At 69.4% G+C, this 25,457-nt stretch carries 23 protein-coding genes; 13 read left to right on the forward strand and 10 right to left on the reverse strand.

Features of this window, described 5'->3' with window-relative positions; all coding sequences use genetic code 11:
- The first annotated feature begins 78 nt into the window (after window positions 1–78).
- The gene (gene phoU / locus ACFXQA_RS01590) at window positions 79–738 is read left to right on the forward strand and encodes a phosphate signaling complex protein PhoU (RefSeq protein ID WP_394518036.1); all 660 of its coding nucleotides are present in this window, start codon (window positions 79–81) and stop codon (window positions 736–738) included.
- 200 nt (window positions 739–938) lie between these two features.
- Here the strand turns inward: phoU and ACFXQA_RS01595 are convergent, their stop codons facing one another.
- Window positions 939–1,688, reverse strand: coding sequence for a phosphoglyceromutase (locus ACFXQA_RS01595; protein ID WP_394518037.1), 750 nt, complete (start codon window positions 1,686–1,688; stop codon window positions 939–941).
- A 41-nt stretch (window positions 1,689–1,729) separates the two neighbouring features.
- Here ACFXQA_RS01595 and ACFXQA_RS01600 point away from each other — a divergent pair, with 41 nt between their 5' ends.
- Window positions 1,730–2,533, forward strand: coding sequence for a class I SAM-dependent methyltransferase (locus ACFXQA_RS01600; protein ID WP_394518038.1), 804 nt, complete (start codon window positions 1,730–1,732; stop codon window positions 2,531–2,533).
- A 41-nt stretch (window positions 2,534–2,574) separates the two neighbouring features.
- Here the strand turns inward: ACFXQA_RS01600 and ACFXQA_RS01605 are convergent, their stop codons facing one another.
- From ACFXQA_RS01605 to ACFXQA_RS01620, 4 genes are all read right to left on the reverse strand, one after another.
- Window positions 2,575–3,690: an FUSC family protein gene (locus tag ACFXQA_RS01605; protein ID WP_394518039.1), complete on the reverse strand. Its 1,116-nt coding sequence runs from the start codon at window positions 3,688–3,690 to the stop codon at window positions 2,575–2,577.
- Between the two features lie 7 nt (window positions 3,691–3,697).
- Complete coding sequence (ygfZ, locus tag ACFXQA_RS01610) at window positions 3,698–4,804, reverse strand: CAF17-like 4Fe-4S cluster assembly/insertion protein YgfZ (RefSeq protein WP_394518040.1); 1,107 nt, start codon at window positions 4,802–4,804, stop codon at window positions 3,698–3,700.
- Window positions 4,804–5,403, reverse strand: a complete 600-nt coding sequence (locus tag ACFXQA_RS01615) for a nitrobindin family protein (protein WP_394518041.1) — start codon at window positions 5,401–5,403, stop codon at window positions 4,804–4,806. The genes ygfZ and ACFXQA_RS01615 overlap by 1 nt, the downstream gene beginning before the upstream one ends.
- A 127-nt stretch (window positions 5,404–5,530) precedes the next feature.
- A complete protein-coding gene (locus ACFXQA_RS01620; protein WP_394518042.1) occupies window positions 5,531–5,842 on the reverse strand; it encodes a hypothetical protein in 312 nt (103 codons plus the stop codon).
- 107 nt (window positions 5,843–5,949) lie between these two features.
- Between ACFXQA_RS01620 and ACFXQA_RS01625 the strand changes: the two genes are divergently transcribed.
- The 5 genes from ACFXQA_RS01625 (at window position 5,950) to ACFXQA_RS01645 (ending at window position 11,063) form a co-directional block, all read left to right on the forward strand.
- Window positions 5,950–6,636: a response regulator transcription factor gene (locus tag ACFXQA_RS01625; RefSeq protein WP_394518043.1), complete on the forward strand. Its 687-nt coding sequence runs from the start codon at window positions 5,950–5,952 to the stop codon at window positions 6,634–6,636.
- A 45-nt stretch (window positions 6,637–6,681) separates the two neighbouring features.
- Window positions 6,682–7,314: a LysE family translocator gene (locus ACFXQA_RS01630; RefSeq protein ID WP_394518044.1), complete on the forward strand. Its 633-nt coding sequence runs from the start codon at window positions 6,682–6,684 to the stop codon at window positions 7,312–7,314.
- 96 nt (window positions 7,315–7,410) lie between these two features.
- Window positions 7,411–9,576, forward strand: a complete 2,166-nt coding sequence (locus tag ACFXQA_RS01635) for an RNA degradosome polyphosphate kinase (RefSeq protein ID WP_394518045.1) — start codon at window positions 7,411–7,413, stop codon at window positions 9,574–9,576.
- Window positions 9,573–10,511, forward strand: coding sequence for an NUDIX hydrolase (locus ACFXQA_RS01640; protein ID WP_394518046.1), 939 nt, complete (start codon window positions 9,573–9,575; stop codon window positions 10,509–10,511). Before ACFXQA_RS01635 ends, ACFXQA_RS01640 begins: the two co-directional genes overlap by 4 nt.
- A 156-nt stretch (window positions 10,512–10,667) precedes the next feature.
- Window positions 10,668–11,063: a 4'-phosphopantetheinyl transferase family protein gene (locus tag ACFXQA_RS01645; RefSeq protein WP_394518047.1), complete on the forward strand. Its 396-nt coding sequence runs from the start codon at window positions 10,668–10,670 to the stop codon at window positions 11,061–11,063.
- Window positions 11,064–11,075: 12 nt separating this feature from the next.
- Here the strand turns inward: ACFXQA_RS01645 and ACFXQA_RS01650 are convergent, their stop codons facing one another.
- Window positions 11,076–12,056: a helix-turn-helix transcriptional regulator gene (locus ACFXQA_RS01650; RefSeq protein WP_394518048.1), complete on the reverse strand. Its 981-nt coding sequence runs from the start codon at window positions 12,054–12,056 to the stop codon at window positions 11,076–11,078.
- A gap of 102 nt (window positions 12,057–12,158) precedes the next feature.
- Here ACFXQA_RS01650 and ACFXQA_RS01655 point away from each other — a divergent pair, with 102 nt between their 5' ends.
- Complete coding sequence (locus tag ACFXQA_RS01655) at window positions 12,159–12,626, forward strand: VOC family protein (protein ID WP_394518049.1); 468 nt, start codon at window positions 12,159–12,161, stop codon at window positions 12,624–12,626.
- Between the two features lie 63 nt (window positions 12,627–12,689).
- Here the strand turns inward: ACFXQA_RS01655 and ACFXQA_RS01660 are convergent, their stop codons facing one another.
- Both ACFXQA_RS01660 and ACFXQA_RS01665 read right to left on the reverse strand, forming a co-directional pair.
- Window positions 12,690–13,997, reverse strand: coding sequence for a M1 family metallopeptidase (locus ACFXQA_RS01660; protein ID WP_394518050.1), 1,308 nt, complete (start codon window positions 13,995–13,997; stop codon window positions 12,690–12,692).
- Between the two features lie 110 nt (window positions 13,998–14,107).
- Window positions 14,108–18,118 (reverse strand): Pls/PosA family non-ribosomal peptide synthetase, encoded by a 4,011-nt coding sequence (locus tag ACFXQA_RS01665; RefSeq protein WP_481825241.1) that lies wholly within the window; start codon window positions 18,116–18,118, stop codon window positions 14,108–14,110.
- A 189-nt stretch (window positions 18,119–18,307) separates the two neighbouring features.
- Here ACFXQA_RS01665 and ACFXQA_RS01670 point away from each other — a divergent pair, with 189 nt between their 5' ends.
- The 5 genes from ACFXQA_RS01670 (at window position 18,308) to ACFXQA_RS01690 (ending at window position 23,418) form a co-directional block, all read left to right on the forward strand.
- A complete protein-coding gene (locus ACFXQA_RS01670) occupies window positions 18,308–19,417 on the forward strand; it encodes a phosphate ABC transporter substrate-binding protein PstS (protein WP_394518052.1) in 1,110 nt (369 codons plus the stop codon).
- Between the two features lie 84 nt (window positions 19,418–19,501).
- Window positions 19,502–20,455 (forward strand): phosphate ABC transporter permease subunit PstC, encoded by a 954-nt coding sequence (gene pstC / locus ACFXQA_RS01675; protein WP_394518053.1) that lies wholly within the window; start codon window positions 19,502–19,504, stop codon window positions 20,453–20,455.
- Between the two features lies 1 nt (window position 20,456).
- A complete protein-coding gene (pstA, locus tag ACFXQA_RS01680) occupies window positions 20,457–21,563 on the forward strand; it encodes a phosphate ABC transporter permease PstA (protein ID WP_394518054.1) in 1,107 nt (368 codons plus the stop codon).
- A gap of 19 nt (window positions 21,564–21,582) precedes the next feature.
- Complete coding sequence (gene pstB, locus ACFXQA_RS01685) at window positions 21,583–22,362, forward strand: phosphate ABC transporter ATP-binding protein PstB (RefSeq protein ID WP_394518055.1); 780 nt, start codon at window positions 21,583–21,585, stop codon at window positions 22,360–22,362.
- Window positions 22,363–22,596: 234 nt separating this feature from the next.
- Window positions 22,597–23,418 (forward strand): DUF559 domain-containing protein, encoded by an 822-nt coding sequence (locus ACFXQA_RS01690; protein WP_394518056.1) that lies wholly within the window; start codon window positions 22,597–22,599, stop codon window positions 23,416–23,418.
- 83 nt (window positions 23,419–23,501) lie between these two features.
- On the opposite strand, the gene ACFXQA_RS01695 is transcribed toward ACFXQA_RS01690, so the two are convergent.
- Both ACFXQA_RS01695 and ACFXQA_RS01700 read right to left on the reverse strand, forming a co-directional pair.
- Window positions 23,502–24,386: an aminodeoxychorismate lyase gene (locus tag ACFXQA_RS01695; protein ID WP_394518057.1), complete on the reverse strand. Its 885-nt coding sequence runs from the start codon at window positions 24,384–24,386 to the stop codon at window positions 23,502–23,504.
- Window positions 24,387–24,690: 304 nt separating this feature from the next.
- A complete protein-coding gene (locus tag ACFXQA_RS01700) occupies window positions 24,691–25,329 on the reverse strand; it encodes a DNA-directed RNA polymerase subunit beta (RefSeq protein WP_394518058.1) in 639 nt (212 codons plus the stop codon).
- Between the last annotated feature and the right edge of the window lie 128 nt (window positions 25,330–25,457).

The following is a 25,457-nucleotide window of genomic DNA, read 5'->3' on the forward strand; positions in this document are numbered from 1 at the left end:
CGTTAACCTCGGCTGGGGAAAATCGCCAGGGTCCGCGGGATGCACCGGCGTGCCTGCGAATCAGGAAGGTTGCTGCAAATGCGTGAAGTTTTCCACCAGTCCCTCGAGGACGTTCAAGGGCGTCTCGTCGAGATCGCCGAATTGGTGACGATCGCGATCGAGCGCGCCACCCAGTCGTTCTCCACCAGTGACGTCGCCCTGGCCGAAGCGGTCATCGAGGCCGACGCCATCATCGACGAAAAGGCCGCCGCTCTCGACGAACTCGCGATCGAGATCCTCGCCCGCCAGCAGCCCGTCGCGCGCGACCTGCGCATCGTGGTCACCGCACTTCGCGTGAGCGCCTCGCTCGAGCGCATGGGCGACCTCGCCGAGCACATCGCGCAGCTTTCGCGCTCGCGCTTCCCGGAGCGCGCGATTCCCAAGGGCCTGAAGTCCACCTTCACCCGCATGGGTGAGCTCGACGTGCAGGTCGCCAAGAAGCTCACCGAGCTGCTGCGGACCGAAGACCTCGCGATCGCCGAAGAGATCCGCAACGACGACGACGCGATCGACGACCTGCACCTCAGCGTCTTCGAGAAGGTTCTCGGCGAGGGTTGGACGGGCGAGGCCACCGCGACGGTCGACGCGACGCTGGCCAGCCGCTACCACGAGCGCTTCGGCGACCACGCGGTCTCGGTCGCGAAGCGCGTCGTCTACCTCGCCACCGGCGACTGGGCCGGCGCCGACGACCCGAACTGATCCCCCGGCGTGTCTCCTCCGCTGAGCGGAGGGGATACGCCCGGCGGAGGAACGGAACCCGCGCAAGGACCCTCCCCCGCGCTTATGCCCTCCGCTCAGCGGAGGGCGCGCACTCGCGGGGACGGGATCCGAGGTGCGCATACGACGAAGAGCGGATGCTTTCTCAGCATCCGCTCTTCGTCATTCCCGGGGAGTGGGGGTCAGCCCTTGCCCTGTGCAGCGACGGCGGCGGCGCCTGCTGCCGCGGCCTCGGGATCGAGATACTCGCCCTTGCCGAGAGGGGCGAGGTCTTCGTCGAGGCGGTAGACGAGCGGGATGCCGGTCGGGATGTTGAGCTCGGCGATGTCGTCATCGCTGATGCCCTCGAGGTGCTTGACCACGCCGCGCAGCGAGTTGCCGTGCGCCGTGACGAGCACGGTCTTGCCGGCGCGGAGATCGGGCACGATCTCGGCGTCCCAGTACGGCAGCATGCGGTCGATGACGAGCTTCAGCGACTCGGTGTGAGGTACCTCTCCGTCGATGCCGACGTAGCGGGGGTCGCCGACCTGGCTGTACTGGTCGTCTGCGGGCAGCACCGGCGGCGGCACGTCGAACGAGCGGCGCCAGAGCTTGAACTGCTCGGGACCGAACTCCTCGAGCGTCTGGGCCTTGTCTTTGCCCTGCAGCGCTCCGTAGTGGCGCTCGTTGAGACGCCAGGAGCGCTTGACCGGAATCCAGAGGCGGTCGGCGGTGTCGAGGGCGATGTTCGCGGTCTGGATCGCGCGGCTCAGCACCGAGGTGTGCAGCACGTCGGGCAGAAGGCCCGCCTGGGCGAGCAACTGCCCGCCGCGAGCGGCCTCTGCCTTGCCCTGCTCGGTGAGGCGGACGTCGACCCAACCGGTGAACTGGTTGGTCTTGTTCCACTCGCTCTGGCCGTGTCGGAGGAGGATCAGCGTGTAGGGCGCGGTCATGCCGCCATCCTATCGAGGGCAGCCCTGCCACACTGGGGCGCATGAGCGCGTCGCCGGTGGGTCAGGTCACCCGCGGCACCACTGGCACGAATCGACTGCGTCGAGTCGACCGGTGGATCGCCCGCCACGCCGTGCTGCGGCGCGCCGACGACCCCTTGGTGGTCGACCTCGGGTTCGGCGCCAGCGCCGTGACCACCCTCGAGTTGCGCGCGCGGCTCGCCCGCAGCCGCCCCGACGTCGAGGTACGCGGGCTCGAGATCGACCCCGCGCGCGTCGCGCGCGCCCAAGCGCAGCTCGCCGCCTCCCCCGTGCCCGGGGTCTCGTTCGCCCGCGGCGGCTTCGAAGTGCCGCTCCCCGGCGGACGGCGGCCGGCCGTCATCCGGGCGATGAACGTGCTGCGGCAGTACGACGAGGGCGACGTCGCCGACGCGTGGTCCCGCATGACCTCGCGACTCGCCCCCGGCGGAATGCTGGTCGAGGGGACGTGCGACGAGATCGGACGCGTAGCCACGTGGATCGAGGTCGGCGAGGACGCCGTGCCCCGGAGTCTCACGCTGTCGCTGCGCCTGGCCGAGCTCGCGCACCCGTCGATCGCCGCCGAACGGCTACCCAAGGCGCTCATCCACCGGAACGTTCCCGGCGAACGGGTGCATGACCTCGTCAGCGCGCTGGATCGGGAGTGGGAACGCGCCGCCGCCCAGGCGACGTTCGGCCCGGTTGCGCGCTGGCGGACGGCGATGACCGCTCTCGTCGACGCGGGCTGGCCGCTCCTCGGCCGCAGTCGGTGGCGACTCGGCGAGGTGGGCGTGCCCTGGCACGCAGTCGCTCCGAACCCCGGCCCCTGAGCCTGTCGAAGGGCCCGGACCGGTCCCCCGACCCCGTGCGCTCAGATGCGCGGGACGATCTTCCTCGCTTCGTCGTGGGGCATCCCCGTCGCGGTGAGCAGGTCGACGGCGAGCGGGCGCAGCGCCGCGAGGAGGTTCTGATCGCCGAGTCCCGCGTCCGGCAGCATCGCCGCGGGGTCGAGGCGCGCGGCGATCCCGACGATCACCGAACGAGCGGCAGGCTCGAGCGAGATGTCGTCGAGCGAATCAGCGACCAACCGCGCGCCCCTGCCGAGTTCACCGAGCAGATCGGCGGCGACCTGACGCGGCTGACCGTCGTCGACGAGGTAGAGCGTGCGCCGGGCGACCACACGCAGGTTCCGCGTGGCGAGATCCATCGACTGGCGCACCCGCTCGTGCCGCGCGAGTTCGGATCTCTCGCGGTGCAGGAACGGGGAGATGCGGGCGATCGCGATCCCCGACTCGAGCGACGTGCGCCACTGGTCGACGGGCACCTGCAGCGCGCGTGCCTTTTCGAGCCCCCGTTCTGCGCGCATGCGGTCACCGCGGCGAAGAGCCTGCGCGAGGGTGCCGACGGTGCTCTCCACCGCGATGAAGAGCGCCACCGCGTCGCGGAGCTCTGAGCGGCGACCGCTGCGCGGGACGAGGGCGGTGACGAGCAGCGCGGCGATCCCTCCGACGATCCCGTCGATGAGCCGGAGGAACGGCGGTGCGCCGACACCGACGGTGAGGGCGATGAGGGCCTGGATGGCCGCGGCGATCGCGAACCCGGGCTGCGGCGAAAGAAAACGCGCGACGGTGAGCGTCGCGCCGAGGGCCACGGCGAGCTGCCACCAACCGCCGCCGGCGACGAGCACGATCACCTCCGCGATCAGGATGCCGACCAGCATCCCCGCGACCGTCTCGATGACCCGCCGGGGGCGTGCGTCGCGGACGAGACCGAGACTCGACACCGTGACGGTGGCGGCGACCAGCGGAAGCGAGTGCCCCAGAACCATCGACGCGAACGTGTACGCGCCCGTGGCGGCCACCACGATCTGGATGATCGCCGCCCCCGAGTCGCGGACGCGGAACAGACCCGGCCGCAGCGAGAAACGCGAACGCCACCCGGTCGTGACGACCCCGGTGGTCGGCGCGGGTTCGGACGAGGCGCTCACGACGCCGTCATGACGACGCGGTGCGCCGCCCGAGTCGGGGGAGGCGCGGAACGGATGCGGTGGCCCCGGCGTCGGGCGGAACCACGACCTCCTGGGCCGCAGCGACCGCGCCGTCGCTCGTGTCGACGACCAGATCGATGTCGGTCGGCGCGGAGCGCTTCACGACGGCGAGCGCGATCGGGCCGTCTTGGTAGTGGAGGGCCGCAGACGTGATGGTGCCGATCTCGTTCTCGCCGGCGCGCACCACATCGCCCGGTGCGGGGAGCACGCTGTCGCTCCCGTCGAGGTGCAGGGCGACGATACGGCGCGGGGGATGACCCAGGTTGTGCACCTTCGCGACGGTCTCCTGGCCGCGGTAGCAGCCTTTGGAAAGGTGCACCGCGGTGCGCATCCAGTCGAGCTCGTGCGGAAGCGCACGTTCGTCGGCATCGGCGCTGACACGGGGGCGCCAGGCGGCGATGCGGAGGGCCTCGACCGCGTCACGGCCTGCGAGGGCGATCTCGCCGCGTGAGGCCGCGTCGATGATCCCGTCGAGCTCGGCGGTGGTCACGACCGCCTCGGTCCAGTCGCGGTCGGCGCCGGGGTGCGGCTCGACGGGTGCGTACCCGTAGCCGCCCGGAGAGACATCGGGCCACGGGTCGCGCCAGCGCACCGGCGTGCCGGTGGGTCCGACGGCGGTGAGACCCGCGATGGCGTCGGCGGTGCCGCCGACGATCGCCAGGTCATCCGAGCGGTCGCGCACGACGACCCGGAGCCGGAAGCGCATCTTCGTCAGCCACGAGGCCAGGCCCTCAGCATCCGAATCGTCGACGAGGAGCCACGCGGTCTCGCCGTCGTCGACGACGGAGGCGGCGTGCTCGACACGGCCCTGCGGGTCGAGGATCAGCGTCTCGGTGCCGACGCCCGGCTCGAGATGGGTCAAGGCTTGCGACGACAGCGAGTCGAGCCAGCTCAGCCGATCTTCACCCGACACGGTCAGCACGCGGCGGTCGCCGAGCGGGGCGATCGCACGGCCCGCGGCGAGCGCCCGCTGTTCGGAGAGCGGGCCGCCCACGTGACGGAGGCCCCGGTCGTCGGCGACGGCGGCGGGTACCCGCGAGAAGTCGGCGACCATCAGTCGACCCGCGCGAGACGCGCCGAAGCGTGCGAACGCAGCTCTTCACCGAAGGCGGCGATGTCCCACGCCCACAGCAGGTGGGAGTCGACCAGTCCGTACATGCGGGTGGCCGCGGCGTATTCTTTCGCGCCCGAAGCACGCACGACCGCATCGGTCGCGATGTCGATGCGCGGCCCACGGACCTGGCCGAGGTACAGCTCATGCACGCCGTCGGCATGGACCAGCGACACCTCGATGTCGAAACCGCCGTCGTCGTTGCGCAGCGCCTCGACGTCGTCGACCGTTCGCGCGGGAACGACCTCGCGTGCCGGAAGGAGCCCCGGACCGGCATCGGCGGCTGTCGCCGAACGGCTCAAGCGCCAGTAACCCATCTCGGCCACGAGCGGCGTGGTCGCGTCGCCGGTCTGCAACCAGGCACTCGCCGAGTAGTTCAGGTAGGAGCCGCCGTCATGGCTGAAGCTCACGCGGTGCGCGAATTCTCCGGCGTAGGTGTGACCGGATGCTTCGTAGTCGAGCACGCCGGTGCCCTCCCACACGCCGACGAGCCACGACAGTGGCGCGAGGTCGGCAGGAAGATCGGTGGGGAGGTCGATCACGCTGTCAGCGCTGACCGCGGTACAGGTTCTTCACGACGACCGCTGAGACGAAGGCGATGCCGAGCGAGGCCAGTCCCAAGAGGCCCACGAAGAAGAGCTCGAGCGCAAGGAGATCCATGCGCTCAGTCTATCCGGGAACGATCGCGGTGTACCCGGGCACGATGGCCGCGAGGCCGAAGCCGGCGCTGATCACGCCCAGGACGAGCAGCGACCCGAGCACGCTCGCGGCGACGCGTTCGACGAACTGCTGCGACCGCCCGTAAGCGAGCTGCACCAGGAACGACAGGATCAGGCTGCCGCCCAGCCCGACGATGAGCCACGCGGGCCGCCATTCGAGAGGAACGAAGATGCCGATCGCGATTCCCCCCACCGCGGCGGCGACCCATACGGCGACGACCCCGCCGACGGTGCGGCGCGGGGCGAGTTCAGGACCGGGCATGGCGCCATTCTCGCCTACGAGCACGCCATACGCACACAGCGACAGCCGCGACTGCGCGCGCGCTCTAAGATGGGGACGTCGCGGGGAACGCGACGCGGAGGTCCCCGTTGGCACAGCTTCTCGTTCTGAGTTCCGCCCATGGCGGCGGCTCCGTGCTGCCCGCGCTCGAACTGCTCAGTCATCGAGTGCGGCAGATTCCGGCCGAGCCCGCGCAACTGGTGAACGCGCCCAGTGCCGACGTGCTCTTCATCGACGCCCGTGTCGACCTGGTCGGGGCAAAGTCGCTCTGCAAGATCCTGAACACGACCGGACTCGACGCGCCCATCGTCCTCGTGGTCACCGAGGGCGGGCTGACCGCCGTCTCGACCGACTGGGGGGTCGACGACGTCATCCTGATGACGGCCGGTCCCGCCGAGGTCGACGCACGCATCCGCCTCGCCATCGGGCGGATGGCGAAAGACCAGGTCTCCAGCCGCATCCAGACCTCCGGGATCACCATCGACGAGTCGTCGTACTCCGCGAAGGTGCACGGCAAACCACTCGACCTCACCTACAAGGAGTTCCAGCTCCTGCACTTCTTCGCCACGCATCCGTCGCGGGTCTTCACCCGTGAGCAGCTGCTGAGCGAAGTGTGGGGCTACGACTACTTCGGCGGCACCCGCACGGTCGACGTGCACGTGCGACGCCTCCGCGCCAAGCTCGGTGACCTCGAGCAGCTCATCGGCACGGTCCGCAACGTCGGCTACCGCTTCAACGTGTACGAAGACGACCCGCCCGCGACCGCGACGGCCTGAGCCCTCGCGACGTGCAGCACCGCCCGCGGGCGGTAACGTCTGCTCATGCCGCCCCTCGAGAACCTCGCCGCGTTCATCGTGGCTTCGTTGGTGATCATCCCGATCCCGGGGCCCAGCGTCGTCTTCATCGTCGGGCGGTCGATCGCTCTCGGCCGCCGCGGCGGACTGCTCAGTGTGCTCGGCAACGCCCTGGGCATGCTTCCCCTCCTCCTCCTGGTGGCCGCGGGCCTCGGCGCCATCATCGCGGCGTCGGCGATCGCCTTCACCCTGATCAAGTTCGCGGGCGCCGCCTATCTGGTCTGGCTCGGCATCAAGGCCATCCGCCACCGCAACGACCCGCCGCCGGCCGGTGCGACCACTCCTCGCAGCACCCTGCGACTTCTCGGGGAGGGTTTCGTCGTCGGAGTCACGAACCCGAAGACCCTCGCGTTCTTCGTCGCGATGCTCCCCCAGTTCGTCGACCCCGGCCGTGGCGCCGTTCCGATGCAGCTCGCGATCCTCGGAGTGATCTTCGTCGGCCTCGCCCTCGTCGGCGACAGCGTCTGGGCGGTCGCGGCCGGAACGGTGCGCACCTGGTTCACCCGTTCTCCGAAGCGGCTGTCGGCGCTGTCGGCCACGGGCGGCGTGGCGATGATCGGCCTCGGCGGAGCGGTGGCGCTGTCGAACCAGCGCGTCTGACTTCGCGCGTCATCGATCGTCGAGGCGGATGCTGCGAGGGCGGCCGTCGCGGTCGGCGTTCACGCACGTGTCACCTGGCCCTGCAATGATGAGGGAATGATCCAGGACGACGCGCTCGATTCAGGTCTCGGTGATGCGGACGACGACGACTTCGATGAAGCGGTCGAAGCGGTAGACGCGCAGCTTCCCGAGAATCGCTACCTCGATCGCGAGCTGAGTTGGTTAGCGTTCAACCAACGGGTGCTCGAACTGGCCGAAGATCCCACTCTGCCGACGCTCGAGAGGGCGAACTTCCTCGCGATCTTCGCCAGCAACCTCGACGAGTTCTTCATGGTCCGCGTCGCGGGTCTCGCGCGTCGCATCCTCACCGGCCTCGCCGTCCCGACGAACGTCGGCCGCTCCCCGCAAGAGGTGCTCGCCGACATCTCGGCCGACGCGCACGCGTTGCAGCTGCGTCACGCGGCCGCGTGGAACGACCTGGTGCGCCCCGCTCTCGTCGACGCCGGCATCGACGTCGTCACCTGGGAATCGCTCGGCGACGACGACCGCGAACGGTTCACCGAGTACTTCCAGACCCAGGTCTTCCCCGTCCTCATGCCGCTGGCCGTGGACCCTGCCCACCCGTTCCCGTACATCTCGGGCCTCTCGCTCAACCTCGCCATCAGGGTGCGGAACGCCCGCACCGGCCGGCAGGAGTTCGCGCGCCTGAAGGTGCCGCCGATGCTCCCCCGGTTCGTGAAGGTGTCGGGCGGCGACCGCGTGCGCTATCTGCCGCTCGAAGAGCTGATCTCCAACCACCTGGGCCACCTGTTCCCCGGAATGGAGGTGCTCGATCACCACGCGTTCCGTCTCACACGCAACGAAGACATGACGATCGAAGAAGACGAGACCGAGAACCTCATCCAGGCGCTCGAGGCCGAGCTTCTGCGACGCCGGTTCGGGCCGCCCATCCGTCTCGAGATCACCGACGACATGGACGACGTGACGCTCGATCTGCTCATCACCGAGCTCGACATCACCGAGCAGGAGGTCTACCGCCTCCCCGGCCCGCTCGACCTGCGCGGACTGTTCGACCTCTCGAAGATCGACCGCCCCGACCTGCACTACCCCCCGCACGTGCCGAAGACCGCCGTCGCGTTCCAGCCGGCGGAGCAGAACGGGCGCGCCGACCTCTTCGCCGCGATCCGCTCGGCCGACGTGCTGGTGCACCACCCGTACGAGTCGTTCGCGACGAGCGTGCAGGCCTTCCTCGAGCAGGCCGCGCGCGACCCGCACGTGCTCGCCATCAAGCAGACCCTCTACCGCACCTCGGGCGACAGCCCCATCGTGCAGGCGCTCATCGACGCCGCCGAGGCGGGCAAGCAGGTGCTCGCCCTGGTCGAGGTGAAGGCGCGCTTCGACGAGGCCAACAACATCGTGTGGGCACGCAAGCTCGAGAAGGCCGGCGTGCACGTGGTCTACGGCCTCGTGGGGCTCAAGACCCATTGCAAGCTCGCGCTCGTCATCCGTGAAGAAGAAGGCGTGCTGCGTCACTACAGCCACGTCGGCACGGGCAACTACAACCCCAAGACGAGCCGCATCTACGAAGACTTCGGCCTCTTCACCGTCGACGACCAGGTCGGCCGCGACCTCACCCGCCTGTTCAACGAACTCAGCGGTTACGCGATCGAGAAGAAGTTCAAGCGCCTGCTCGTCGCGCCCCTGCACCTGCGCAAGGGGCTCGTGCGCCTCATCGAGAAAGAACGCCGCAACGCGCAGGAGGGCCGACCGGCCCGCGTGCGCATCAAGGTGAACTCGATGGTCGACGAGCAGATCATCGACTCCCTCTACCGGGCGAGCCAGGACGGCGTGAAGGTCGAAGTCTGGGTGCGCGGCATCTGCTCGCTCAAGCCCGGCGTGCCGGGCCTCAGCGAGAACATCACGGTGCGCAGCATCCTGGGTCGCTATCTCGAGCACTCCCGCATCTTCGCGTTCGAGAACGACGGCGACCCCCAGGTGTTCATCGGCAGCGCCGACATGATGCACCGCAACCTCGACCGTCGCGTCGAGGCACTGGTGCGCGTCATCGACCCCGCCCAGCTCACCGAGCTCAGCTCGTTGTTCGATCTCGCGATGAGCCCGAGCACCAGCGCCTGGCACCTCGAGCCCGAGGGCGAGTGGGTCCGCGAGAGCACCGACGCCGACGGCAAGCCCCTCGTCGACATGCAAGACAAGACGATGGCCCACATCCAGCGGCGCCGCCGGGCTCGGGCGGTTCGGTGACCGAGACCGCCGTCTATGCTGCCGGCGGCGTGGTGTGGCGAATTCTCGACGGCAAGCTGCGCGTCCTCCTGATCACGCGCACCCGGTACCGCGACCTGACCCTCCCCAAGGGCAAGGTCGATCCCGGCGAGACCCTGGCCGAGACCGCCGTGCGCGAGATCCGCGAAGAGACCGGGCTCCGGGTCGCGCTCGGAGTGCCGGTGGGCGTTTCGCGTTACGTTATGCCGACGGGGCGCGAGAAGATCGTGCACTACTGGGCTGCCGAAGCGTCGGATGCTGCGGTGCGCGCGACGACGTTCGCCCCGAACAAAGAAGTCGCTTCGGTCGAGTGGACGAGCGTCAAGAAGGCGCGGGAGCGACTGAGCTACCCCGTCGACCTCGAGATCCTCGACGCGTTCGCCGCCCTCGTGGAGAGAGGCGTCCTGCGGACGTTCCCAATCCTCGCGCTGCGTCACGCGAAGGCGAAGTCGCGCGACGACTGGGACGGCGCCGACTCTGCCCGACCGCTCAGCTCGCGTGGGCGGCGGCAGGCGAACGCCATCGTCGGGCCGCTTCTCGCGTTCGGAGTGCGCCGGATCGTCTCCAGTCCCGCCGAGCGGTGCATCCGCACGGTGATGCCGTTGTCGGCGGTCCTCGCGCGTCGGGTGGATCGCACTGAACTGCTCAGCCAGGACGCCTGGGACGACGGCCTCTCCGATCCCCGGACGATCATCGACGCGCGCGTGCGGGCACGCAAGCCCGTCGTGCTGTGCAGCCACGGGCCCGTGATGCCCGACATCATCTCTGAACTGGCGTTGGCGACCGGGACGATGCCGGGCTCGTACCTCGGCAACTCCTCCACCCTCGACACGGCCGCCTTCTCGGTCGTCCACCTCTCGGTCGACAACCCGGGGGCCGGCATCGTCGCGATCGAGACCCACGACCCGAAGATCTGACCGATGCGGGCGGATCCGTCCTCGCTGCGGCTCGCATGGGCCCGGGTGCCCGAGTGTACGCCTCGCCGGGAAACCGCGTGGGCGCTCTTGCGTGACCTCGCACCGGGCGCCGTCCTGACGAACGTCTGCCCCCGGTGCGGCGGAGATCACGGCCCCGTGACCGCGCACGGCGCCGAGGTCGAGGCATCCGTCACCTACGCCGGCGCGTACGCGCTCGTCGCGGTGATCGCGCGGTCCGCAGCATCCGCCCTCGGGATCGACGCCGAACTCGTCGACGACCCGCGACGAGACGCCGTCGGTCTCGCGGGGGTCCTCGGTGACGGACGCCCGGTCGACGTGCGCGGGTGGACGCGTGTCGAGGCGGCGCTGAAAGCCGACCGACGCGGCTTGCGCGTCGACCCGGCTCTGGTAGAGGTGGCCGACGACCCGCACGGCTGGACCGCGCTCGTACCCGACCGCGCCGAGCCGCTCATCGGTGTCGACCTCTCGGGTCCGCCCGGGGTGATCGTCTCGGCCGCCGTCGTGGGGCCGGGTCCGCACCCCCGGGCCTGAGGACGGCTGCGGCTAAGCGGCGGCGGTGGCCGCGTTGCGTGAGGCGAGCTGCGCGAAGGCCTCGGTGAGGTCGGGCGGGCCGACGACGTCGATGTCGGTGTCGAAGCGGTTGAGCGACGCGGCGAGCGCGACCCACGACCAGGAACCCACCTCGAGGCTGCACCGCTCCGGCCCGAGGTCTTCGACGATTCCATCGCCGGCGAAAGGTCGCACGTACGACGCGGGACGGTGGAGGACCACCTTTCCCGTGCAGGGCCATCTGTCGGCGCGATCCGACCCTCTGAAGCGGGCGGAGACGTAGCGGGCCACATCGCCACCGGAAATCTCGCGCGGGGCGAATCGCGGACCGTTCGGGGTGCGCACGGTGATGCGATCGGCCCGGAAGATGCGCCAGTCGTCGCGCTCGAGATCCCAGGCGACGAGGTACCAGCGCCCCTGCGAGGTCACGAGGTGGTGGGGTTCCGCCTTGCGCGGTGCGGGCTGCGGGCCGCTGTTCGACCGCGAGCCCGCATAGTCGAAACGCAGCACCTCACGAGCCCGAACCGACGCCGAAAGGGCGACGAGCGTGTCGGGCGACACCGTGTCGGGCGCCCCGTCGCCCGGCCGGGTCGCGATCGCCGTGAACTCGAGCGCGTCGAGTCGGTGACGCAGACGCGACGGCATCACCTGCCGCACCGTCGTGAGAGCGCGAACGGCCGCTTCGTCGATTCCGACACCCGACACGGATGCTGCCTGCAACGCGACGGCGAGGGCGATGACCTGGTCGTCGTCGAAGAGCAGCGGAGGAAGCTCACTGCCCGCGTCGAGACGGTAGCCGCCGTCGGGCCCCATCGTCGCCCGGATGCTGTACCCCATCTCGCGGAGCCGGTCGACGTCGCGCCGCACCGTGCGGTGGCTGATGTCGAGTCGTTCGGCGAGGAGCGCACCCGGCCAATCCCTGCGCGTCTGCAGGAGGGACAGCAGGTTCAGCAGTCGCGAGGTCGCCGTCGTCATTTCTCCAGATTAGGCGAGGTCTAGGACCGAAACTGTCCTAGACGCCTGCGAGAGTCGAAGACGTCGGGGAGAGGCCCGGACACCCTCCAGGAGGAGAAACACATGAGCATCACGACGACCACCCACCTCAACTTCCGCGGCGATGCCCGAGCGGCTCTGGAGTTCTACCAGTCGGTCTTCGGCGGCCAGGTCATGATCGCCACGTACGGCGACTTCGGAATGCCCCCGGAAGCCCCCGGGTCTGACGACGTCGTCTTCGGCAGCGTCGAGTCGGAGGGCGGCTTCCGGGTCATGGCCTACGACATCCCCGGGCAGTCGGGCGGCTCCGCGGCGAGCGCCGGTTCGACGCGCCGCGAGAACGGCGTCACCCTGACCGACCAGCCGTTCTTCGTCTCGGTGCGAGGCGAAACCCTCGACGAGGTCACCGGCTACTGGGAGAAGCTCGCGGTCGGCGGGTCGATCGTCGAGCCCCTCGCGGCGTCGGCGTGGAGCCCCGGCTTCGGCATGCTCACCGACAGCTTCGGGGTGACCTGGGTCATCGACGTCGCCGCGACCTATCCCGCCGAGTAACCGCGTGCGGACCGCGGCGCGGACGATCGAGTCGTTCCGCGCCGCGGTCTTCGTGCCGGGCTCTCAGGCCAGCGCCGGAAGCGGCGCCCGGTCGATCCACGCACTGAGCAGCTCGGCAGCATCCGCTCCCCCGGCCCGCGTGACGGCGAGACGGAAATCGTCGGTCACCACCGTGCGGTGCCGGTTCGTCGCGGTCCACTCGTTCAAGAGGGCGAAGAACGCGGCGTCGCCGAGGCGCATCCGCACCGCGTGCAGGGTGAGGGCGCCACGCTTGTAGACCAGGTCGTCGAACATGCGGGCCGGCCCCGGGTCGGCGATCACGAGGTCTTGGGCAGAGGCGGCGAGACGGGCGTGATGACCGGCGGCCAGGGTGGCCGCCGAGGCGGCTCCGGATGCTTCGGACCAGATCCACTCCGCGTAGCAGGCGAAGCCCTCGTTGAGCCAGATGTCTTGCCAGCGGGCCAGGCCCACACTGTTGCCGAACCATTGATGGGCGATCTCGTGCGCGACCAGGCGTTGGGCGGCCGGCACGAGGTGGTTCGATCCGAACACCGCGAGCCCCTGGGCCTCGAGCGGAATCTCCAGCACGTCGGCGGTGACGACGAGCGCGCACTCCGCCTGCGGGTAGGGCCCGAATGCCTCGCCGAACACCCGCAGCATCCGCGGAACATCGGCGAAAGCCGCCGTCACCGCCGATCGGAGCACCGGCGGCGAGGTGACCCGCACGGTCGGCACGTCGCCGACACCCGTGCCGGCGAGCACCGCGGTGCGATAGCGCCCGATGTGCACCGCCGCGAGATAGGTCGCCGTCGGGGTGTCCAACGTGAAGGTGGTCGTGACCGATCCGCCCCGCCGCACGGGTTTCGCGGGCGTACCGGTCGCGGCCACCTCGTAGCCGTCTTCGGTCGTGATCTCGAGCCGATAGCGGGCGCGATCGTCGGGGCGGTCGTTGCACGGGAACCAGGTCGGCGCCCCCGTCGGCTGCGCGGCGACGAGAGCACCGTCGTCGAGCTCCTCCCACCCGATGGTGCCCCACCGCGACCGACGCGGTGCCGGCTGACCCGAGTAGACGATGTCGACCGAGAATCGCTCCCCCGCGACGATCGGGCTCGTGGGAACGATGCGGATCTTTCGTGGCCCGGTGCGGAAACGGTCTTGCGCGCCGCCATTGACCCGCACCTGCGTCGCGCGGAGGCCGACGAGGTCGAGGGTGAACGACCGCAGGGTCGTGACGGCGACCGCCTGGATCGTCGCTGTGCCCTCGAGGCGGTTGGTACGCACCCGGTAGGAGATGCGCAGGTCGTACGACTCGACGTCGAACGTCGGGTCTCCGCTCTGCGGGGTGTAGGGATCGGGTGCGTGCTCTGTCACGGGGTCTCTGTCAGGGGGTTCGGGGGGACGCCAGCGGGGAGGATCTGCCGTGCACCCACTGTGTCACGACGACACGGGTCGTCAGGCAGGCCACCGTGTCGCTGCGCTGATCACTGCGTCGACTGATACGCGCGCGCCTTGACCGCGCGCCACGGGCCGATCGGGTTTCCGCTCCAGCGGGTACCCACCGGTACGGTCTCGCCGCGCATCACCAACGAGGCGGGCCCGACCGTGGCGTTCGCGCCGATCGCCGCCGCCGGGAGGATGACGCTGTGCGGGCCGAGGGTCGCGCCCGCTTCGAGTTCGACCGCGTCCATGCTCATGATGCGATCGTGGAAGAGGTGGGTCTGCACGACGCACCCGCGGTTCACGGTCGACGCGTCGCCGAGGGTCACGAGATCGGGCTCGGGCAGCCAGTAGCTCTCGCACCAGACCCCGGTGCCGATCTTCGCGCCCAGGGAGCGCAGCCACATCGCGAGGGCGGGGGTGCCCGTCGCCGCACGGGCGAACCAGGGCGCCGCCACCATCTCGGTGAAGGTGTCCGAGACCTCGGTGCGCCAGACGAAGCTCGACCACAGCGGCTGCTCGCCCGCGCGGATCGGGCCGACGATGACCCATTTCGCGAGCGTCGACACCGTGGCGGCGACACCGCCGGCGATCAACATCACGAGCCCCGAGAGCAGGAGCGTCCACGCCGGGCCGAGGTTCTCCCACAGCCCCGCGAGGGCGAACAGCACCAGTACTCCGATACCGCACGTGACGAAGATCGGCACGATGCGGCAGATCTCCCACAGCGCCCGGGCGACGCGCAGCCCTCGGGTGGGGCGATAGGTGCGTGACTCGTCTCCCCCTGCCGAAAGACGCCGCAGGCGCACCGCGGGCGAGCCGAGCCACGACGAGCCGGCCTTCGCCTTCACGGGCGCCGACGAGAGCACAGCGACCAGACCGTCGCGCGGCACGCGGTGATGGGGTGCCGCCATGCCGGAGTTGCCGAGGAACGCGCGCTTGCCGATCCGTACCGGGCCGATCCGCAGCCATCCCGAGTGCAGCTCGTATGACGCGACCATGGTGTCGTCGGCGAGGAAGGCCCCGTCTTCGATGCGCGCCATCGACGGGATGAGGAGCACCGTGGATGCTTCGACGTCGCGCCCGACGCGGGCACCCAGCATCCGGAGCCACACGGGGGTGAACAGGCTCGAGTAGAGCGGGAAGAGGATGGTGCGCGACGCGTCGAGCAGGCGCTCGATCGTCCACGCCTGCCAGGCGATGCGACTGCGCACCGGATGGGTGCCCTCGCGGAGCCCCAGGGAGAACGCCCGCACGAGTGCGACGACAGACCCCGCGAACACGAGGCCGGTCACGAGTACGGCGGGCACCAGCCACGCGAAGGCCGCGGCGAGCGCCGCGGTGAGATCGCCGGAGCCCCGCATGCCCTGGGCCAGCACCAACCCGCCGACGGCGAAAGACAGCAGCGGCAGCAGCGCGAGTCCGGCGGCAGAGGCCGCATAGCCCCAGAGCCACCGGTGCGCGGCCGGCGGACGCTCGACGGGCCAGCCGCCCGCGGCGCCGCCCACGCGCACCGCGGGTGAGCCCGCCCAGGTCTGGTCGGCACGCACGCGGCCGAAGACGGCCGAACCGGGTGCGATCTCGGCGCGCTGGCCGATGCGGGTTCCCGGGGCGAGGGTGCTGCGGGCCCCTACCGTGGCCTCGGCCCCGATCCGTACCCGGCCGATGCGCACGAGGTCGCCGTCGATCCAGTACCCGGTGAGATCGACCTCGGGCTCGATCGACGCGCGATCGCCGATCTCGAGCATTCCGGTCACCGGCGGCAGCGTGTGCAGATCGACGTCGCGTCCGATCTTCGCGCCGAGCGCGCGGGCGTAGTACGTCACCCACGGCGCGCCCGCGAGCCCGACGGCGTCGACCTGCGCGGCGATCTGCTCGGCCAGCCACAGGCGGAGGTGCACGCTGCCGCCGCGGGGGTAGTCGCCGGGCCGGAGGCCCGAGAGCAGCAGACGGGCGGATGCTGCGGCGATCGCCATTCGCCCGAACGGGGTCGCGAACAGCGCGATTCCGATGACCAGCACCGGCCAGGGCGCCGCGGGGAGGGCCTCGAAGCCGGGGACGAGCTGCAGGATGGCGCTGGCCGTGAGCAGGTAGAGGAGCCACCGCACCCCCGAGAGGATGAACAGCGGAATGCCGAGGAGGGTCTGCGCCCACTGGGTCGCGCGCGGGGTGGGGAGCGGCTTGCGGAAGACGCCCGACGCGTCGTCGTCGTCGTCGAGTGCGCCGAGCGCCTTTGCCATGGCGCCCAGTCGCGGCACGTCGTAGATGTCGGCGACCGAGAACTCCGGAACCCGGGCGCGGATTCGCGAGACCAACTGGGCCGCCGCCAACGATCCGCCGCCGAGATCGAAGAAATCGGCCTTGCGGTCGGGAACCGGTGCGCCCAGCACCGCCTGCCACTGCTCGGCGAGCCATGCCTCAGCCGGGGTCAGATCGACGGCGACCGGTGCATCGATGCCCGCGAGCGGCCACGGGAGAGCGGCGCGATCGACCTTGCCCGACGTACGGACGGGCAGCTCGTCGACCACGGCCAGAAGGGGGATGGTCGCTGCGGGCAGCCGCTCGCCGAGCATCGCGCGGGCCGAGCGGCGGTCGAGCTCGATGCCGGGCTCGGTGACCAGGTACCCCACGAGGATCGGCACCCCGGCCTCGGTGTGGCGGACGGCGACGGCCGCGGCCGCGATGCCCGGAAGATCCTGCAGCGCCGATTCGACCTCGCCCAGCTCGATGCGGCGCCCGCCGACCTTGACCTGGTCGTCGGCGCGGCCCTGGAAGACCAGGCCCTCGGAGTCGTTGCGCACGAGATCGCCCGAGCGGTAGGCGCGTTCCCACCCGAGGGTGGGCATCGGCGCGTACTTCTCCCGGTCTTTCGCGGGATCGAGGTAACGCGCGAGTCCGACACCACCGATGATCAGCTCACCGATCTCGCCCTCCGCGACGCGGTGGCCCGCGTCATCGACGACGGCGAGCGCCCAGCCGTCGAGCGGCAGGCCGATGCGTACCGGCACCGACCCGTCGAGGAGCGCCCCGCAGGCCACGACCGTCGCCTCGGTCGGGCCATACGTATTCCACACTTCGCGCCCCTCGGCGACCAGCCGTGCTGCGAGTTCGGGAGGGCAGGCCTCGCCGCCGAAGATCAGCAGGCGCACGTTCTCGATCGCGTCTCCCGGCCACATCGCGGCCAACGTCGGCACGGTCGAGACGACGGTGATGCCCTGCCGCAGCAGCCACGGTGCGAGGTCTTCGCCCGAGCGGACGAGCGAGCGAGGGGCGGGGACGAGACACGCGCCGTGCCCCCACGCGAGCCACATCTCTTCGCACGAGGCGTCGAAGGCGACCGAGAGCCCCGCCAGCACGCGGTCCCCGGGGCCGAGCGGTGCCCCCTGCAGGAACATGCGCGCCTCGGCATCGACGAAAGCGGCCGCCGAGCGATGCGACACGGCGACGCCTTTGGGCACGCCCGTCGATCCCGAGGTGAAGATGATCCAGGCGTCGTCATCGACCGTGGGCGGCGCGACGACGGCCGTCGATCGGGTGCTCGGGTGGGGCGCACTACCCGAGAAGAGGGTCGAGACAGCCGCGCCATCGCTCCCTGAGCTTGTTGTCGCACCGGTCCCTGAGCCTGTCACCGCAGCGGTCCCCGAGCCTGTCGAAGGGTCCGCGGCCGGCGTGTAGTCGCCGGTCCCCGTGATCACCCCCGCGACCCGGGCCTCGCCGAAGACGAGTCGGGCGCGCTCTTCGGGGTCGTCCGCGTCGACCGGCACGTAGGCCGCCCCCGCGGCGATCACGCCGAGGATCGAGACGTACAGCTCTTTCGCTCCCGACGGCATGCGCACGCCGACCCGATCGCCGCGTTCCACCCCCGCCTCACGCAGTCGAGCGGCCGTCTGCCAGACCCGTGCGAGCAGCTCGCGGTAGCTCAATGCACCAGAGCCATCGTCGATGGCGGATGCTTCGGGATGGCGCGCCGTCACCTCGACGAGGATGTCGATCAGGGTGCGGGGCGCGGGGGCCTCTGCGAAGCGGTCGAGCACGGCCTGAGTGGTCCCGTTCATCTCAGCCATATTCCCAGCCTATTCCGCACACCCCAATACCCGCGGAATCCCGCGGGCGTTTACCTTCCGTTCACCTCTTCAGCCCGGTCCCTTAAGAGTCTCTGTCTACCGTGCCCAAGGAGCCCGTCACCGGGTTCCGAACCCTGCACCGGGTTCTCCTGTTCCCCTGACACGCGAAGGATTCACATAGTGAAGCTCAACCGTTTCGCCCAGCTGGGCGCCGTGGCTGCAATCGCAGCCCTCGCCCTCGCCGGGTGCGCCTCGAACGAAGGCACCACCAACACCGGCGGCGAAAGCTCGTCCGGCACCGAGGGAGGCACCCTCGCGGGCGACCTCGTCGGTGGTGGCGCAAGCTCGCAGGAGGTCGCCATCCAGACGTGGACCGCCGGCATCCAGACCGCCAACAGCGACCTGACCGTCACCTACGATGCCGCCGGTTCGGGCGCGGGTCGCGAATCCTTCCAGGAGGGCGCTTTCCAGTTCGCCGGTTCCGACCGCGCTTTCACGGCCGAAGAGATCGAAGAAGGCCCCTGGGACGCTTGCGCCGAGGGCTCCGACCTCGTCGAGCTGCCGACCTACATCTCGCCGATCGCCGTCGTCTTCAACCTCGAGGGCATCGACACGCTGAACCTCGACGCGGCGACCCTCGCGGGCATCTTCGCCGGCACGATCACCACGTGGAACGACCCGGCAATCGCCGAGTTGAACGCTGACGCGACGCTCCCCAGCTCCGCGATCACCGCGGTCCACCGTTCGGACGACTCGGGTACCACCGAGAACTTCACCGACTACCTGTACGCGACCGCACCCGACGTGTGGACGAGCGAGCCCGACGGTGTCTGGCCGCTCCCGGGCGGCGAGGCTGCCAACGGCACCTCGGGTGTCATCTCCGCGGTCGAGGGCGGCGAAGGCACGATCGGTTACGCCGACGCTTCGCGCGCCGGTGAGCTCGGTACCGTCGCCGTCCAGGTCGGCGAAGAATTCGTCGAGTACTCGCCCGAGGCTGCGGCCGCGGTCGTCGACGCCTCGCCCGAAGAAGAAGGCCGCGCCGCATCCGACATCGCGATCGAGATCGACCGCACGACCACCGAGGCCGGCGTCTACCCGATCGTTCTCGTCAGCTACCTCATCGGTTGCGCCGACTACGAAGACGACACCATCGCAGCGAACGTGAAGGGCCTCTTCACCTACGCCGCCAGCGAAGAGGGCCAGCAGGCCGTGGCTGACGCCGCGGGCAGCTCCCCGATCTCCGACACCCTGCGCGAGCAGGTCACCGCGGCGATCGACGTCATCCAGTAAGACACCACGGTTGCCCGGTCCGGCCTTGTGCCGGGCCGGGCTTCTGCGGCATAACCCACCCGCCTCCGATCGAGAATCGAAGCCATGGCCACACCACCCGCGGTCACCAGGACCGAGCCAATGAAAGCGAAGAGCCGCCCGGGCGACCGATTGTTCTCAGGGGCGGCGCTCTTCGCCGGCTCGATGATCCTCGTCACCCTTGCCGCTGTCACCATCTTCCTGATCATCCAGTCTCTGCCGGCGTTGTTCGCCAATAACGCGGAAGCTTCGATCCTCCCGTCCAACTTCTGGTCCTACGTTGGCCCGCTCGTATTCGGTACCGTCTGGGCTGCCGCTCTGGCGCTCTTGATGGCCGTGCCTCTCTCAATCGGCGTCGCGCTCTTCATCTCGCACTACGCACCGCGCCGACTCGCCCAGGCGCTCGGGTACATCGTCGATCTCCTCGCCGCCGTTCCTTCGGTCGTCTTCGGCCTCTGGGGTATCGGCGTCCTCGCCCCGGCGATCCAGCCGGTGTACACCTGGCTGGTCGACCACGCCGGATGGTTCCCCCTGTTCGCCGGCCCCGTCTCCAGCACCGGTCGTACAATCTTCACCGCGGCCGTCGTGCTCGCGGTCATGGTTACCCCGATCATCACGGCCATCTGCCGCGAGATCTTCCTCCAGACGCCGACCCTCCACGAGGAGGCCGCGCTCGCCCTCGGGTCGACCCGCTGGGAGATGGTGCGGATGGCCGTCTTCCCGTTCGCCCGCAGCGGCATCGTCTCTGCGTCGATGCTCGGTCTCGGCCGCGCGCTCGGCGAGACCATGGCCGTCGCGATGGTGCTCTCCGCCTCCGGTGGCATCACCTTCGCGCTTCTCACGCCCGACAACCCGAACACCATCGCCGCGAACATCGCGCTGAGCTTCCCCGAGGCTTACGGCCTCAACATCAACGTGCTGATCGCGACGGGCCTCGTCCTGTTCGTCGTCACATTCGCCGTCAACGCTCTCGCTCGCTACATCGTGAGCCGGCGCAAAGAATTCTCGGGGGCCAACTGACATGTCGACCACACTGAACCCCACGCGCTCGTCTTCGTCGTCCAGTTCCGCCACCGGTAACGGCCTCACCAACGGCCGGCTCCCCGCGTGGGCCCCCTGGGCCCTCCTGGCGGGCGCGCTGATCGTGTCGTTCGCGGCATTCGGCATCATGGCGGGCGCCTCCGGCACCGGCATCAACATCGCCGGTGCGGCCGTCGTCGGCGTCCTCCTCTTCCTGCTGCTGATCTTCACGATCTCGTCGATCGTCGAGGGCCGCCGCAAGGCTGTCGACCGGCTCGTGACGGGGATCGTCTCATCGGCGTTCGCCCTCGCGATGGTTCCGCTCGTTTCGGTTGCGGTCACCGTCATCGTCGCGGGCGCGCCGAACTGGAGCGTCGAGTTCTTCAGCTCGTCGATGCGCAACGTCACCGGTGAGGGCGGCGGTGCGCTCCACGCGATCATCGGCACCCTGTTGATCACCCTCGCGGCGGCCGTCATCTCCATTCCGATCGGTATCTTCACCGCGATCTACCTGATCGAGTACGGCAAAGACAACCGCCTGGCTCGCGGCATCACCTTCCTCGTCGACGTGATGACGGGCATCCCCTCGATCGTCGCGGGTCTGTTCGCGTTCGCCCTGTTCGCGATCTTCTTCGGTCCGGGCGTCCGCCTCGGAATCGTCGGGTCGGTCGCACTGGCCGTCCTGATGATCCCGGTCGTCGTCCGCTCCACCGAGGAGATGCTGCGCCTCGTTCCGAACGAGCTGCGCGAAGCGGCCTACGCCCTCGGCGTGCCGAAGTGGCTGACGATCGCCAAGGTCGTCCTCCCGACGGCCATCGCGGGTATCACGACGGGCGTCATGCTTTCCATCTCCCGCGTGATCGGCGAGACGGCACCCCTCCTGATCACGGCGGGGGCCACAGCATCCATGAACTACGACCTGTTCAGCGGACGCATGGCGAGCCTCCCCGTCTTCACCTACACGCAGTACATGAACCAGGGCATCCCGGCCGAAGCGTACGTCGGCCGTGCGTGGGCAGCCGCCCTCGCGCTCATCGTCATCGTCATGTTGCTGAACATCGTGGCGCGCGTCATCGCCCGAGTGTTCGCACCCAAGACCGGCCGCTGAAACGAAAAGAAAGCTTGAAGTGTCCAAGAGCATCGAAGTCAACGACCTCAACGTCTACTACGGCGACTTCCTCGCCGTCGAAGGCGTCTCCCTCGACATCGAACCCCGCAGCGTCACGGCCTTCATCGGTCCGTCCGGCTGCGGCAAGTCGACCTTCCTCCGCACACTGAACCGCATGCACGAAGTCATCCCGCGCGCCCGCGTCGAGGGCAAGGTGTTGCTCGACGGCAACGATCTCTACGCCCAGGGTGTGGACCCGGTGCTCGTGCGCCGCCAGGTGGGCATGGTGTTCCAGCGCCCGAACCCGTTCCCCACGATGTCGATCCGCGAGAACGTGCTGGCCGGCGTGAAGCTGAACAACAAGCGCATCTCGAAGTCCGACTCCGACGCGCTCGTCGAGAAGTCGCTGCAGAGCGCCAACCTCTGGAACGAGGTCAAAGACCGCCTCGACAAGCCCGGATCGGGCCTCTCCGGCGGGCAGCAGCAGCGTCTGTGCATCGCGCGCGCGATCGCCGTATCGCCGCAGGTCATCCTGATGGACGAGCCCTGCTCGGCCCTCGACCCGATCTCGACCTACGCGATCGAAGAGCTCATCTCCGAGCTCAAGAACGAGTACACGGTCGTCATCGTGACCCACAACATGCAGCAGGCCTCGCGTGTGTCCGACAAGACGGCGTTCTTCAACATCGCCGGCACGGGCAAGCCCGGCAAGCTCATCGAGTACAACGACACCGCGTCGATCTTCACCCACCCGACCGTTCAGGCGACCGAAGACTACGTCTCGGGCCGGTTCGGTTGATCTCGTAACCCTGTAAGCAAGAACGCCCCCGCCGACCGCGGGGGCGTTCTTCTTTTCCCGCACGACTTCGGACATTCGATTCACTGCTCACTCCCCCGCCCGCCCGCCTTGCCGGTGGGAAATGAAAGTCCGAAGTTGTGAGTCGTCTCCTCCCCATCCCCCGCCCCGGTTGCGTTGTTCACCGGTCGGTGGCACCGAGACTGCACGATGTGGACTCATCGCGAGGGTGAGGGTATGTGTGCCCTCGACGCGTGGACGTTCTCGACTTTCAGCGGACTGCGTGCTCAGGGCTGGACCCGCGCCGAAATCGATCGCGCCGTGGCCACGGGAGCGGCGACCCGGGTGCGCCGCGGCGTGTACTCCTCGCCGAGCGCGTGCGATGACGCGGTAGCCGCGGCGGTGCACGGCGGCGCCCTGCACTGCATCACCGCCGCTCGACACGAAGGTTTATGGGTGCTCAGCGACGACACCCGCGTGCACGTCGGTCTGCGCGCGAGCGACCACAGCTACCCGCACGTCGACGGCTGCACCTGCGTGGTCCACTGGGACGATCGGCCGACAGCCGACGCTTTCGGCTTGCCGTCGATCCCCCGCGTCCTTCGTGAGATCTTGCGCTGCAGCGGCGTCGAGGAATTCTTCGTCGCACTCGAATCCGCGTTACGACATCAGCTCATCGACAGAGCGGGCCTCGACTGGCTCGCCGCGCACAGCAACGATCGAGGCCGTGAAGCCCTGCGGCTCGCGAAGTCCGACGCGGACAGCGGCCTGGAGTCTCTCGTTCGGTGGCGGCTGCGCCGACGCCGTCTTCGCGTTCGTACACAGGTCTCGATACGCGGCGTCGGAGTGGTCGACCTGGTGATCGGCGAGAGACTCATCGTGGAGGTCGACGGGAGACGGAACCACGACGGTCCGTCCCTCCGCCATAAAGACCTCGTACGCGATGCGAATGCCGCCGTACAGGGCTACGTCACATTGCGGTTCGACTACGCCCTCGTCGTGCACAACTGGCCGCTTGTCGAGCGCGCGATATTGGCGCAGGTCGACCGTCTGATGTGACCGAGGGCACAGCCTCGGACAACCGGGCGACGCCACCCGTGCGCCCCGGCTCGGCGAGCAATTCGTCCGAAGTCGTGCGCCGATCAGTCGCGCGGGGAAAGCAAGTACTCGTTGATGGATGCTGTCAGGTCGCGATCGAGCGTGAGATCGGCACCGTCCACCGACACGATGGGGGCGGCGAGCCTAATGCTGGAGACCAACCACGCGGCATCGGCCGCAGCGAGGTCTTCGGGGCGTACCTGCCGGTACTCGGTGCGGTAACCCTCGCGTTCGAGGAAGGCGAAGAGGCTGAGCTGGGTCGTCCCGTGCAAGATGCCGCCCGACGGCTCGGGGGTGACGAAGACGTCACCGAGCCGAAGGACGATCGACGACGTCGGTCCCTCCAGGACGAAGCCGTCGGACGACACGAACACGGCGTCGTCGGCTCCCCGGCGCTTGGCTTCGCGGATCGCCGCCATGTTGACCGCGTACGACAGTGTCTTGGCTCCGAGCAGCAGCCACGGCGCCTCGACCGACGCGTGCACACCGTAGCCACGGTCGAGCTGCACCACCCGGACACCCTCGCTGCGCGCCCAGGTGTTGTCGGCCGCCTTCGCGAGCGTCGCCCACGCCGTGGGTGCGGGGCCGTGCTCGACGCCGCGGCTCAGGATGAGCTTGATCACGCTCTCGCCCGGCTCCGCAGCATCCGCCACCGTCGCCACGGCCTGACGCCATTGGCCGAGGTGCGGGGCGGGCAGGTCGCACAAAGCCGCCGAGTGGGCGAACCTCTCGAGATGAGCCTCGACCTCTTGCGGGTGACCGTCGACCACCCCGATCGACTCGAAGATGCCGTCGCCGCGCTGGGTGCTGAGCTCCCCCACGCTGAGCGCGGGGGCGGTCGGGTCGATCACCGTGAAGGTGTCGGCGAAGTCGGTGCGTGCGACGTCGGATGCTGCGGGGTCGATCACCAGTGCGAAACTCCAGGCCATCTCCTGAGCCTAGACCCGCGGGGAATAGCTCCCCGGGCTCCGCGTTACACTGGTGTAGCCGGGCCGCAGTAACCCCGGGCTCCAACTTTTGCCGCTCTGAGCGGCCATGCGCCGAGAGGCGTTTCTGCGGCCCGGCTTTTTCGCGCCCTCGCGTTCTGCGACCGGCCGGACCCATGTCCCACTTTCCGCAAGGAAAAGGCCCTCCGCTTGCGGAATTCGGGACATCGATCCGACCGTGTCCCGAATTCCGCAACGAATGAGGCTCAGCGTTGCGGAAAGTGGGACATGCCTCGCGGATGCGGGGTCAGTCGAGCGACTGCCGCCGCCAGAGCGACCCGCACGCCGACAGGTCGGTCGCGTAGGTCGCGAGTCTCAGCGCGCGGGTGGTGAGCGTCGATGCCCGCTGGGGCTCGGTCTGCTCGTAGTCGTCGGCCAGGTAAGTCGCTCCTGCGGCCTGCACCCGGCAGAACGCCGCTGCGCGGTCGAGCGCGACGGCGAAGTCGCCCTGGAAGAGTCCGCGGAGGATCGTGTCGATCAGGGCGACGAGTTCGTCGGGCCCGGCCGGCGTCGGTGCACCCGCCACGAGCGGGTCGGGAGAGGCGATCTCGACGCGACCGCGTTCGTAGAGCAGCGCTGCCGTCTGCGGATCGTCGTGAATCATGAGCTGCAGCAGATACAGGCGCCACAAGGCCCCCGGGAGCGACCGGGCCGGCGCGCGCGACCACAGCTCCGCGATGTCGTCGATGCCGTTCTGATCGGTGAAGGCCACGAGGCGCTCGACGACATCCACCGTCGGATCGTCGCGCACCCGCGACAGCAGCGCGTGAGCGGTGCTGTGGGCGACACGCGACACCTCGGCGGGGTCGTCCCCGGCGAACAGTCTGTCGAAGAGCTCCGCGGGCCGGCGAACCGGCTTGTGGTACTCCCTCGAATCGTCGCTCACCCATCAAGGCTACCCGCGGGTGAACGACGACGGCGGGGCGGATGCTGGTCAGCATCCGCCCCGCTCCGGAGAAATCGTTGGGACGTTGTGGTTGTGGGGGTCGGGTTCCCCCCTGGCAAACCCGAAGA

The sequence above is a fragment of the Microbacterium shimangi genome (assembly GCF_043556445.1).
Lineage (GTDB): Bacteria > Actinomycetota > Actinomycetes > Actinomycetales > Microbacteriaceae > Microbacterium.